The organism is Acutalibacter sp. 1XD8-33, from assembly GCF_003612555.1.
Classification (GTDB): Bacteria; Bacillota; Clostridia; order Oscillospirales; family Acutalibacteraceae; genus Acutalibacter.
Map to the genome: position 1 here is coordinate 23699 of NZ_RAZF01000029.1, position 11930 is coordinate 35628.

Consider the following 11930-nt stretch of genomic DNA (forward strand, 5'->3'; position numbering starts at 1 on the left):
TAAAGAAGGAATGATGAATATGTCAGAATGGAACGCTCGGCAATACTTGAAATTCCAGAAGGAGCGTACGCAGCCCGCTTTCGATTTGGCCGCGCGTTTGGAACTGGAAGCGCCAGCCAAAGCTCTGGACATTGGCTGCGGCCCTGGCAATAGTACCGCTGTGTTAAAGGCCCGGTTTCCCAAAGCGCAGGTAATTGGCGCGGACTCCTCAAAAAACATGGTGGAAACCGCCCGAAAGGATCATCCTGGGTTGGAGTTTTTAGAATGGGACGTTACTACGGAACTGGAGGCTCTCCCCCACGACTTTGACGTGGTATTTTCCAACGCCTGCCTCCAATGGGTGCCGGACCACCCCTCCCTTCTCCCCCGTCTCATGAGCTTTTTAAAGCCCGGTGGGCTTCTGGCGGTACAGATTCCCATGAATTATCAAGAACCTATCCATCAAATTATTGAGCACACAGTTACCCGCAGCCCCTGGACCGAAAAGATCCCCTATATGCGGCTGTTTTACACCCTGAGCCAGGAGGGATACTTTGACATTCTCTCCGGCATTTCCAGCGATTTTACCCTCTGGCAGACCACCTATCTGCACCGTATACCCTCCCACCAGTCCATCATGGATTGGTACAGCTCCACCGGCCTACGCCCTTATTTGGATGCCGCTGTAGATCCCACGGCACGGGATGAATTCTACCAGGAAATCTTCCGCCAGGTACGAGAGGCCTATCCGATACGAAAAAACGGCGAAATCATTTTTCGATTCCCCCGCTTCTTCTTCATCGCGCAAAAATAACCGGTTTTACACAAATTCCCAGGATACCCGCTGTATCCTGGGAATTTGTGCTGTTTATCAATCTCCAAACAAGTCTTTGAGCTTAGAGAAAAAGGTTTTGCGCTTTTGATAATTCTTATCGTCTGTATTGTTGTCCAGCTCGGCCAGAATCTCCTTTTGGCGCTTATTTAAATTCTTGGGCACCTCCACCGTCACCTGGACGTATTGGTCGCCCCGGGCCCGGGAGTGGAGGCTCTGGATGCCCTTGCCCTTCAGCCGGAAAACGTCCCCCGGCTGGGTGCCCTCGTGGACGTGGTAGCTGACCTTTCCGTCCAGGGTGGGCACCTCCACATCCGCGCCCAAAGCCGCCTGGGTAAAGGTGACAGGCATCTCGCACCACACGTCGTTGCCCCGGCGCTGGAAGATGGGATGGGGCCGCACGGAGATATACACATGCAGGTCGCCGTTGGGACCGCCGTTCATTCCGGCGTTGCCCTTGCCGCTGACGTTCAGGATCTGCTCGTCGTCGATGCCCGCCGGGACGGTCACCTCCACGGTTTTCCTGCGGCGGACCTTGCCCTTGCCGTCGCAGGTGTGGCAGGGGCTCTCGATGATCTTCCCCGTGCCCCGGCAGCGGTCGCAGGTCTGGGTGGACTGCATCACTCCGAAGGGCGTACGCTGGCTCACCCGCACCTGACCCGTGCCGTTGCAGTTGGGGCAGGTTTTGGGAGAGGTCCCCGGCGCCGCGCCGGTCCCGTGGCAGTCCGCGCAGTTTTCGATCTGCTGGTAGTCCACATTCTTTTTGCAGCCTTTGGCGGCCTCCTCAAAATCGATGGCGAGGTTGGCCTGCACGTCGCCGCCCTGGCGGGGGGCGTTGGGATTCCCCCGGCGGGTCCCGCCGCCAAAGCCGCCGAAAAAGCTGTCGAAAATATCGCTGATATCGAAGCCCGCCCCTTGGAAGGGGTTCCCCCCTCCCGCGCCGCCGCCAAAATTGGGATCCACCCCGGCGTGGCCGAACTGGTCGTAGCGGGCCCGCTTGCCGCTGTCAGAGAGCACCTCGTATGCCTCATTGACCTCTTTGAACTTGGCCTCCGCGTTCTTGTCGCCGGGATTCAAGTCCGGGTGGTACTGCTTTGCCAGCTTGCGGTAGGCTTTTTTGATCTCGTCCTCAGAGGCGGACTTCTGTATGCCCAGCACCTCATAGTAGTCTCTCTTGTCTGCCACTCAAATCAACTCCTGAAATCCTCTGCCCTGGGGGCGCGATTAGTCAACGTCCTTGAAATCCGCGTCGTAGACATTGCCGTCGCCGCCGGGATTGCCGGGGTTGCCGCCCTGGTCCTGAGGACCGCCGGGATTCCCCTGGGGCGCCGCCTGCTGGTAGAGCTTCTCGCTGACCGCGTACACCGCCTTCTGGAGTTCGTCCATGCCGGACTTCAGCTCCTCCACCGTGCCGGTCTGGAGCTTATCCCGGAGGGCGGCGACCTTCACGTTGATCTCGTTCTTGTCGGCATCCTGGAGCTTATCGCCGTTGTCGGCCACCAACTTTTCGGCGGAGTAGCACAGGTTCTCGGCGTTGTTCCTGGTGTCCACCTCTTCCCGGCGCTTCTTATCCTCCTCGGCGAACTGCTCGGCGGCCTTCACGGCCCGGTCGATGTCCTCCTTGCTCATGTTGGAGCTGGAACTGATGGTGATATGCTGCTCCTTGCCGGTGCCCAGATCCTTGGCGGAGACGTTCACAATGCCGTTGGCGTCGATGTCGAAGGTGACCTCGATCTGAGGGATCCCACGGGGGGCGGGAGCGATGCCGTCCAGTTTGAAGAGGCCCAGCTGCTTGTTGTCACGGGCGAATTCCCGCTCGCCCTGGAGCACGTTCACCTCTACCTGGGTCTGGCCGTCGGCGGCGGTGGAGAAGATCTGGCTCTTCTTGGTGGGGATGGTGGTGTTGCGGTCGATGATCTTGGTCATTACGCCGCCCATGGTCTCCACGCCCAGGGACAGGGGGGTCACGTCCAGCAGCAGCAGGCCCTGGACCTCGCCGCCCAGCACGCCGGCCTGGATGGCCGCGCCGATGGCCACGCACTCGTCGGGGTTGATGCCCTTGAAGGGGTCCTTGCCGATGAAATTCTTCACGGCGTCCTGCACGGTGGGAATCCGGGAGGAGCCGCCCACCAGCAGAACCTTGCTGATCTCGTTGATGGAGAGGCCGCTGTCCTGGAGGGCCTGACGCACGGGGCCCATGGTCTTTTCCACCAGATCGGCGGTGAGCTCGTTGAACTTGGCCCGGGAGAGGGTCATGTCCAAATGCTTGGGGCCGGAGGCGTCGGCGGTGATAAAGGGCAGGTTGATGGCGGCGCTGGTCACGCCGGAGAGCTCGATCTTGGCCTTCTCGGCGGCCTCCTTGATGCGCTGCATAGCCATTTTATCCGCGGAGAGGTCCACGCCCTGCTCCACCTTGAAGCTGCCCACGATCCAGTCGATCACCCGCTGGTCGAAGTCGTCGCCGCCCAGGCGGTTGTTGCCAGCGGTAGCCAGAACCTCCTGGACGCCGTCGCCCATCTCAATGATGGACACGTCAAAGGTGCCGCCGCCCAGGTCGTACACCATGACCTTCTGGTCGTTGTCCTTGTCTACGCCGTAGGAAAGGGCCGCGGCGGTGGGCTCGTTGATGATGCGCTTGACCTCCAGGCCGGCGATTTTGCCCGCGTCCTTGGTGGCCTGCCGCTGGGCGTCGGTGAAGTAGGCGGGCACGGTGATCACCGCGCTGGTGACGGTCTCGCCCAGATAGGCCTCGGCGTCCGCCTTCAGCTTCTGCAGAATCATAGCGCTGATCTCCTGGGGGGTATAGCTCTTGTCGTCAATGCTCACCTTGTAGGCGGTGCCCATCTCCCGCTTGATGGAGGAGACGGTGCGATCCGGGTTGGTGATGGCCTGGCGCTTTGCCACCTGGCCCACCATGCGCTCGCCGGTCTTGCTGAACGCCACCACGGAGGGGGTGGTGCGGGCGCCCTCGGCGTTGGCGATGACAACAGGCTCGCCGCCCTCGATGACCGCCACACAGGAATTTGTTGTGCCCAAATCAATACCAATCGTCTTTGCCATTGTTGATTACCTCGCTTATCATTGAGTTATCTATCTTAAAATTTTATTGCTTGGCTGAGTTTTCTACACGCCTCTGGATTTCAGATAGTCGTCCTCATCTTCTCTTGCTTCCATAAATGCTTTTTCCAAATCAATCTGATAATAATCTGCCAGCCGCATCACCTGGGCGATTACATCGGCCATCTCGTTACCCAAACGCTCATCGATTTCTGCTTGGTCGCCATCCCAGGCATAATAATGCTCCTTGAGCATCACCTGCTTTGCCAGTTCGCCGGTCTGCTTTGTCAGCTCGATCATCGCCCCCTGAGCCTGCCAGGGCCGCAGTTCAATCTGATTGAACCGCCGGACAATATCCCGATACATTTCCTGCATTTCAGCAAAACTTTTTCCCATCGCCGCTCCCTTCTAATTCGCCACCTGCACCATGGCGTGACGGACCACCCGACCACCCAAGGTATAACCCTTCTGGAACACGGCGGAGATCACGTTCTCTCCCAGGTCCTCATCCTCAATATGGGCCACGGCGTTATGCAGATTAGGATCAAAGGTCTCCCCCACGGCTCCGGTTTCCGCAATGCCCATCTTCTCGAAAGCCGCCTTAATCTGGGCCTCGATCATCTCCACGCCCTTGCGCATATCTTCTCCGGAGGCGTTCTCCTGATTCAGCGCCAGGCCAATATTGTCCGCGATGGGCAAAATCGCCTGCACCGTATCGGAAACCGCATTATTGTAAATAGCCGTTTTTTCTGCCGCCGTGCGCTTGCGGAAATTGTCGTACTCTGCCAGCACCCGCAGATGCTGCTGCTTGTACTCATCGAACTCTGCCCGCAGTTGCTCCAGCTCATTCGTTTGTTCCTCTGCTGTTTCGGCTTCGTTTTCTTCCAAAGGAATCTGCTCTTCTGGAGGCTTCTTTTCTTCTTTGTCTTTCATGTTCCTAACTCCTTTCTAAAAAGATACTCCATTTCTGACTTCTTAAATTAATCCTCTCTCGCCAACACGGTCAACTGTCCGCTTACTTTTTTAGAAAGATATATTAAGATTGCCGTTAAATGTGGATAATCCATGCGCATGGGGCCCGCCACAGCAATAGCGCCGGCATCTTGCCCGTCTATAGAATACCGGGATACCAGAAGAGAAGCCGCATCCAACTCTGAATAGCCGCACTCCCGCCCGATTAAGGCTGTTACCCTACCGGGCTTTTGACAGAGTAACTGGGCAAATAGCTCCTGACGCTCCAAAAAGCCCAGCATCCGATGCATTCCAGCGGCCTCCAGCTCCGGATAGAAAAACAAATTCATCTGACCGCTGAGAATCATTTCGGTACGGGCAATATCCCGAGCCGCTTCCAACAACGCCCACATGGGAGCTCCAACCATGGAATACATTTCTCCTAAAGAGGCTCCCAAGCTCTGCAAAAACGCCGGGGTGATTTCCGCAACACACTTTCCGGCGACATTCTCGTTAAATATCCGAAAGAAAATTCGCAGGATATCATTGGTCAAATCATAGTCGCAACGGAACATATGACTTTTCATTGTACCGGCAGAGCTCATCAGCAGAAGCATGGCGGTTCTCCGGCTGGTCTGAGCCAGCTGTATAGCCTTTACCTTTGTTCCCGCTCCTCCAGGAGTTGTCACAGCTGCCACACAGCGGCTTACTTTTGCGGTCAGTTGGGCAGTATGCGACAGCAATTGTTCTGGGTCATACATACCGGGCGCCAAACGGGAATCTATCCAGCGCTTTTCCCAGACATCCAGCTCCGGCACCTGCATCAACCGGTCCACAAACACCCGATATCCTTTTGGGGAAGGAACCCGCCCTGCCGAAGTATGAGGCTGTTCCAAAAGCCCCAGTTCCGTAAGGCTGGCCATCTCGTTACGCACCGTGGCCGAGGATACTCCGATCTCTTCGGCAATCACCTTGCTGCCCACTGGCTCTCCGCCCTGGATATATCCCTGTATCACCGAAGCCAACACTCTCTCTTTCCGCAGGGTAAGCTCCATAGGATCCGCCATCCTTTCTGCGGGATAATTTAGCACTCCAATTCTTTGAGTGCTAAATTCTATCTATAAGAGTACCACTATGGTCAGAAAAAGTCAATACGGTAATTTGTAAATTGTTTATGAATTGCCAGGTAAATTTCCAAATTATCGTTTCATATGTATTCCTCTGTGGTTTTCTTTGTCACCTCTATGGCCTGTTCTATGCTGATTTCAAAGATATTTTTACCTTATCGCTTATTGCTTTTTCCTCCAATTCAAAGACTTAGAGGCTGTGAGGCTTCTTTAGGCTATACAAACCGATCAATTTTGTGTAACCCAATTGTAATGCTTACAAGATGAAAAGATTTTTGGAAAGGGATTGACAAATTGGGCCAGATTGTGCTATACTTACAGCGTAAATTTTTGAAAGTGCAAGGCAAGGAGAGGTGTCCGAGTGGTTTAAGGAGCTAGTCTTGAAAACTAGTGATCCCGTAAGGGACCAAGAGTTCGAATCTCTTCCTCTCCGCCAATTTGAATTTATATCTGTTAAGCAATAAGTTTTGATATTTGTATTTGGAGAAGTACCCAAGTGGTGAAGGGGCTCCCCTGCTAAGGGAGTAGGTCGGGAAACCGGTGCATGGGTTCAAATCCCATCTTCTCCGCCATTCTAGGAAAACCAAAAAGATATTTGAGCAAAAAACCGCGTAATCACGCGGTTTTTTGCATCTCAAAAGCCTGGATAAAAAAAGGCAAAAACGTAGATGAAAGTAAACGAAAAATAGAAACGAACCCTCGTAATAGAAAAACAAGAGCGATTCTCAAGAAGGGAAGTGCATCAAATGATTAAAGCAAGAATCACCAATCGGTCAGGACAATCCTTGGACTGGAATCTCCCTGGCAACATTCATGAACTGCATCATGCCCTACTTGAAATGGGCATCCGAAAAACACCCCTGAGCATCCTGCTCCAAAATGACAATGCCGCTGACGTAAAGTTATCGGCTGACAATGAGATCGGCAACCGCCTGCTGCGGGTGTTCGGTAAGAACGATACATCGTCCACAACCAGTATCTGACCAAAGAAATGCTCCTGGATGATATTCGGAGCATGACCCAGGCCGCCGGGCCGGTCAAGCTAACATTCTACTGCCCTCTGGTGGGCCAGCTGGACGATGGAGAGTGTGACGAATATATCGACATAGGTAGCGGATTCCTTGCGGCGTACCAGGATCAGATCGAGCAGGCCATCGCCAATGAACAAGTTCCCGAAATGGGCGATATGACACAGTACCTGGGCGATGATCCCGGCGTGGCTGAAAAACTCATGTCCGCTGTGTGGATAGTTGAGGACATGGATGGTAAGCTGTTCGGTAGGATCGACTGTCACCTGAAAGAACCACTCACGGACACGGAGCTTGCCTCGCTGCGGGACGAAGTCCTTGGGCAGTGCCCAGATGGGCTTAGAGAGGGTTTCGAGCAGCAGCCCATCGAAACGGATGATACTGTTGCACATTAGCCGATGCAATAAATGTGCCAAAAACATTTATAAAACTAAGAGATTTCGTTCAGGTTATAAATCGTATGACTGCGGCTCATTTGTGGTGAATAGGACTTGCGGTTGTAGGAAAGGAACGAAAAATCCGTATCGTATTATCGGTAGCCGCTACCGAAAACTTCTGAAATGACGGAGGAACGCTATGAACGAATTAAAGACGAACATCCATGACGAGGCGAATGGTCTTGATTATGTCCTGGTCGGGGACTACTACATCCCGGCTGTCGAGCTGCCGGAGGGTGATGACCGCCCCATCGGGAAGTGGGGGCGGATGCACCGGGCGTATCTGGAAGAAACGAATTCGCTTCTGCTGAATCATCTGATTTTGACGGGCAAGCTGCACAACTACCTTGCCGACCTGGACGAACAGGCAAAGGAACGCTGTCGGGTACTCATTCAGCAGATGGCTATCGCCGAAGGCGTGACTGAGGATTTGAAGCGCCAGTCACAGTGGGAATGGGTCAAGGTCATGAACAGTATTGTGAACCGCGCCGAGGAAAGCATCAAGCATGAGCTGATCTATACATGACCGGCGCCCCGGCATTTGCACCAGCGCAAAAGCGTACAGGCTTCCGCAAGGCTCCCTCTATGGGCGGAACCTTGCGGGAGTTTTTCGTTTGCATTTGTACCATCGCTGACCGCCTGTCCGCCGCTTCCCTCAAAAATTTTCTTCGGCAGGGCTTGACAAGAACGTGCGTTCCACCTATAATGATTTTATAATTGAACTGAATAACTACGTTTATATATTTCAATTTTTGGCAGATACATAACCGACTGCGGAGACATCCCGTGGGCGGTTTTTTGTATCTGCCTTTTTCTTTCTCATACATAATCAAAAAACTAGGAACAGAAAGGTGGCGAAACTGACAACTGAATGACCGTCCGAGCAGCTATCACGCCGGGGAAGTATGCCATGACCGAAAGCGAGCGTACCAAGGGTGAGATACAACGGCACAGCACCAGCAAAGGGATATGCCTGCCAGGAACTGCTTCGGGGGAAACGGCTTCCCATATCAGAAATTTCTGTTTTTGAATTTCCATGATATGAGAAAGGACACCATGACGAAAAACAACGACAATCAGAACTGCCGGTATATGACCCGGCGCATCGGTTCTACCACCTACAAGGTGAAGGTAGTCTTTTCCGACAACGGCGGCGAGACGATGGAAGAAAAAATTTTGCGGATGATCCGCAATGAGGGGCTGCAAAACGTTGGAGAACGTGGTATGATGGATGCACCACAAATGAGCCGTCAGTCTGAAAGGAGCGCGTCATGAGCGCAAGACAGGCTGAGGAAAAAATAACGGCTTTATACGAGAGGCTCTCTCGTGACGATGAATCCGCTGGGGACAGTAATTCGATCGTGAATCAGAAAAAGTACCTGGAGGGCTACGCCGCCCAGCATAGCTTTTCCAATATCGTCCATTACACCGATGACGGATGGTCGGGCGGTAACTTTGACAGGCCGGCTTGGAAACGGCTGGTGGCCGACATCGAGGCCGGGAAAGTGGCTCTGGTACTCACCAAGGACATGAGCAGAATCGGGAGAGATTATCTTCAAACCGGATTCTATACGGAAGTCCTCTTTCGCAAATTTGGAGTGCGCTTCATCGCCATAGGAAACAGCATTGACAGTGCCGACCCCAATTCCAGTGAGTTTGCGCCTTTTGTCAACATCATGTCGGAGTGGTATCTGAGGGACCTGAGCCGCAAGCAGCGCACTGCCATTCGGGTCAAGGGCGAGTCCGGCAAACCCACCACCAACTGTGCTATCTACGGCTATCGGAAAGACCCCAACGACAAATACCACTGGCTGATTGACGAGGAAGCGGCGGCGGTCGTGCGGCGTATCTTCCAACTTACCATTGAGGGCTGCGGCCCCTATGAGATCGCCACGATGCTCTGCGAGGCGAAGGTCGAGACGCCTGCCGCATACTTTGCAAGGCAGGGGCGGGGTGTCTGGAAAAGCAGAGAGGACATCCCCCGGCCTTATAGCTGGAACGGCTTCGCGGTGGGGCAGATTCTCTCCAAGCCGGAGTATATGGGCCATACGGTCAACTTCCGCTCTCACAAGGAATCCTACAAGGACAAGCGGGCTGTTGTCCACTCGCCGGAGGACTGGCTGATTTTTGAGAACACCCACGAGGCCATCGTGGATAAGGAGACTTGGGAACTTGCCCAGAAGCTGAGAAAGACGCCCCGCCGCCACGACACCATTGGCGAGGCCAATCCCCTGACCGGGCTTCTCTACTGCGCCGACTGCGGCGCAAAGCTGTATAACCATCGGTCGAGAGGAAACGCTGCCAAGCCCTACCCGTCGGACTGGTTCGACTGCTCCACCTACACGCTGGCCCGGCAATCTCACGACAGTGCTTGCAGTAATCACCACATCTCCACCAAGGCTCTGCGGACACTGATTCTGGAGACCATCCGTTACGCCAGTGCCTACGCCATTTCCAACGAGGCCGAGTTTATCCAGAAGGTACGGGCGGCGTCCGAAGTCCGGCAGGCGCAGGCGGCAAAGGAACTGAAACGCAAGCTGAACAAGGACAAGCGGCGGTGTGAGGAACTGGACACCATCATCAAGAAGCTGTACGAATCCTATGCGGTGGGGCGCATCGGCGAGGAACGCTTTGATACTTTGCTTGCCGGGTATGAACAGGAACAGACTGCGCTCCGGCAGTCCGTCATGGAGGCGGAATCAGCGTTGGACAGCTTCGAGCAGGACACCGCCAATGTGGAACGGTTCCTCGCCCTGGCGAAGAAGTACACGGATTTTTCGGAACTGACCACTCCTATGATTAACGAATTTATTGATAAAATCATCGTCCATGCCCCGGAAAAGATTGACGGTGACCGGACGCAGCAAGTGGACATCTATCTGAAATTCATCGGGCGGTTTGAACTCCCGGCCCCGGAACTGACGCCGGAGGAAGAAAAGCGGCAGGCTTCCCTCCACAGGCATCGGGTCAAAAGCCGCGAACGCTATCAGATGATCAAGGCCGGCGAACACGCGGTCGGCCAGCCGTTCAAGCTGACCTGTAAATGCTGCGGAGAAGAATTTGAGTCCACGCGGTCAAACACTCTGTTCTGCGGTCCGAACTGCCGGGCGAAATTCTACCGGCAGGAAGCAGCGGCGAGTCGAAGCCGTGAATGTGTCTGTGGAAACTGCGGGAAAGCATTTACCACCACCAGAAACGATGTGAAATACTGCTGTGAGGCTTGTCAGCGGAAAGCGCACAGCAAAATGCGGTATCGGCAGAAGCAGGAAGCAGAAACCGTATAAAAACGGAATGGGCGGGTCAGGTATACTTGGCCCGCCCTGACCTATGGAAAGAAGGGAATATTCCATGTGGAACTGCGATTGGGAATATGAAAATCAGGAAACGCTGAAGCAATGGTATGAAGAAAAGCTCACCGGGATAAGGCCGTACTCGGCTGTTCGGAAAATCATCTGCAAGGCCTGTGGTCGGGTCTTCTACACACAGATCAGTACCAAGAAATATTGCTATTACCATCTGTGCGGGAACCGGGGCTATCAGAAAGATTTGAAACAGCGGCGGCTGGAAAAACGACAGAACCGGGTCTGCAAAGGATGCGGAAAAACCTTCACCCCCAAGCGGTCGGATGCGGTCTACTGCTGCAACGCCTGCCGCCAGCGGGCGTATCGCCAGAGCGTTACGGATAAGGTGAGTGGTCAAATTGACCCCTTACCTCAATCGTAACGAATTTACGCATGGTGTTACGAATAATCAAGTGGTCAAAAGTACCACTTGATTATCTGTAACGGTTAGAATGAAATGCGTTACGGCTGTTGGTGGTGTCAAAATATGTCACCACCACTAACCGTAACAGAAACACGGAATATGTGCTGGACATGGGAATCTGCCTCCTGTGTCCGGCCATTTTTTGAAAATCTGATTTGCGGCACGATATCGGAAATCAAAAACGGCTTGATTTTATTTGCGAGGGGAGGAGCCAAAAAGCAATGAGCAACCGAACCGAAGAACTGAAAATCCGCATCTCGCCGGAGGACAAGGAGCGGATAAAGCTCAAAATGGAGGACGCCGGAATTCTGACTATGAGCGCCTATGTCCGCAAGATGGCGCTGGACGGAATTTGTATCCAGCTGGACCTGAAGGATGTGCGCCAGCTTGTTTCCATGCTCCAGCGGTGTACGAATAATCTGAACCAGTACGCCAAGCGGGCAAACGAAGCCGGGAGCATCTATGCGGCGGACATTGAAGATTTACAGAACCGCCTGGACGAGATTTGGGAATTATCCAGACAGACCCTCGCCAGTCTTGCCGCCATTCGATGACAGCAGCAAGGGGCAGGACTGCCATTTTTTCGTTTCGGAAGGGGGCGCAAGCCCCGCCTGTCCCTGGGTCGCAGGGACAACAGCGTTCGGGAACCGAATGCGCAGCCAGCCCCGGCCACGGGGCTGTTCAAGGGGTTTGGGGTGCTACCCCAACAAGCAGAGAAACAGATTTTCGGCGTAACCGCCGAAAATCTGCTTTT

General features: G+C 54.1%; 13 protein-coding genes and 2 tRNA genes. 10 read left to right on the plus strand and 5 right to left on the minus strand.

Translation table 11 applies throughout. The annotated features are described in order from the left end of the window. Positions 1-19 precede the first annotated feature (19 nt). Complete coding sequence (locus D7X94_RS14445; RefSeq protein WP_120428374.1) at positions 20-793, plus strand: methyltransferase domain-containing protein; 774 nt, start codon at positions 20-22, stop codon at positions 791-793. Between the two features lie 57 nt (positions 794-850). Here the strand turns inward: D7X94_RS14445 and dnaJ are convergent, their stop codons facing one another. The 5 genes from dnaJ to hrcA form a co-directional block, all read right to left on the minus strand. Further along, complete coding sequence (gene dnaJ / locus D7X94_RS14450; protein WP_120428375.1) at positions 851-1996, minus strand: molecular chaperone DnaJ; 1146 nt, start codon at positions 1994-1996, stop codon at positions 851-853. A 39-nt stretch (positions 1997-2035) separates the two neighbouring features. Next, positions 2036-3871 (minus strand): molecular chaperone DnaK, encoded by a 1836-nt coding sequence (dnaK, locus tag D7X94_RS14455; RefSeq protein ID WP_120428376.1) that lies wholly within the window; start codon positions 3869-3871, stop codon positions 2036-2038. Between the two features lie 63 nt (positions 3872-3934). After that, positions 3935-4264 carry a MazG-like family protein gene (locus tag D7X94_RS14460; RefSeq protein ID WP_120428377.1) on the minus strand — a complete coding sequence of 110 codons (330 nt, stop codon included), beginning with the start codon at positions 4262-4264 and terminating at the stop codon, positions 3935-3937. A gap of 12 nt (positions 4265-4276) precedes the next feature. Further along, the gene (grpE, locus tag D7X94_RS14465) at positions 4277-4801 is read right to left on the minus strand and encodes a nucleotide exchange factor GrpE (protein ID WP_120428378.1); all 525 of its coding nucleotides are present in this window, start codon (positions 4799-4801) and stop codon (positions 4277-4279) included. 47 nt (positions 4802-4848) lie between these two features. Next, positions 4849-5874 carry a heat-inducible transcriptional repressor HrcA gene (hrcA, locus tag D7X94_RS14470; protein WP_158591039.1) on the minus strand — a complete coding sequence of 342 codons (1026 nt, stop codon included), beginning with the start codon at positions 5872-5874 and terminating at the stop codon, positions 4849-4851. 419 nt (positions 5875-6293) lie between these two features. Between hrcA and D7X94_RS14475 the strand changes: the two genes are divergently transcribed. The 9 genes from D7X94_RS14475 (at position 6294) to D7X94_RS14515 (ending at position 11730) form a co-directional block, all read left to right on the plus strand. After that, positions 6294-6382, plus strand: a tRNA-Ser gene (locus tag D7X94_RS14475). A gap of 46 nt (positions 6383-6428) precedes the next feature. Next, positions 6429-6518, plus strand: a tRNA-Ser gene (locus D7X94_RS14480). Between the two features lie 174 nt (positions 6519-6692). Then, positions 6693-6929 carry a hypothetical protein gene (locus D7X94_RS14485; protein ID WP_120428380.1) on the plus strand — a complete coding sequence of 79 codons (237 nt, stop codon included), beginning with the start codon at positions 6693-6695 and terminating at the stop codon, positions 6927-6929. A 32-nt stretch (positions 6930-6961) separates the two neighbouring features. Further along, the gene (locus tag D7X94_RS18555) at positions 6962-7369 is read left to right on the plus strand and encodes a hypothetical protein (RefSeq protein WP_158591040.1); all 408 of its coding nucleotides are present in this window, start codon (positions 6962-6964) and stop codon (positions 7367-7369) included. Between the two features lie 181 nt (positions 7370-7550). After that, positions 7551-7937, plus strand: a complete 387-nt coding sequence (locus D7X94_RS14495; protein WP_120428382.1) for a TnpV protein — start codon at positions 7551-7553, stop codon at positions 7935-7937. A gap of 530 nt (positions 7938-8467) precedes the next feature. Next, entirely contained in the window at positions 8468-8686 is a 219-nt protein-coding gene (locus D7X94_RS14500) for a transposon-encoded TnpW family protein (protein ID WP_120428387.1), read from the plus strand. Next, positions 8683-10695: a recombinase family protein gene (locus tag D7X94_RS14505; RefSeq protein WP_120428383.1), complete on the plus strand. Its 2013-nt coding sequence runs from the start codon at positions 8683-8685 to the stop codon at positions 10693-10695. The genes D7X94_RS14500 and D7X94_RS14505 overlap by 4 nt, the downstream gene beginning before the upstream one ends. 64 nt (positions 10696-10759) lie before the next feature. Next, positions 10760-11134, plus strand: coding sequence for a hypothetical protein (locus D7X94_RS14510; protein ID WP_120428384.1), 375 nt, complete (start codon positions 10760-10762; stop codon positions 11132-11134). A 263-nt stretch (positions 11135-11397) separates the two neighbouring features. Continuing rightward, positions 11398-11730, plus strand: coding sequence for a plasmid mobilization protein (locus tag D7X94_RS14515; protein WP_120428385.1), 333 nt, complete (start codon positions 11398-11400; stop codon positions 11728-11730). Positions 11731-11930 lie beyond the last annotated feature (200 nt).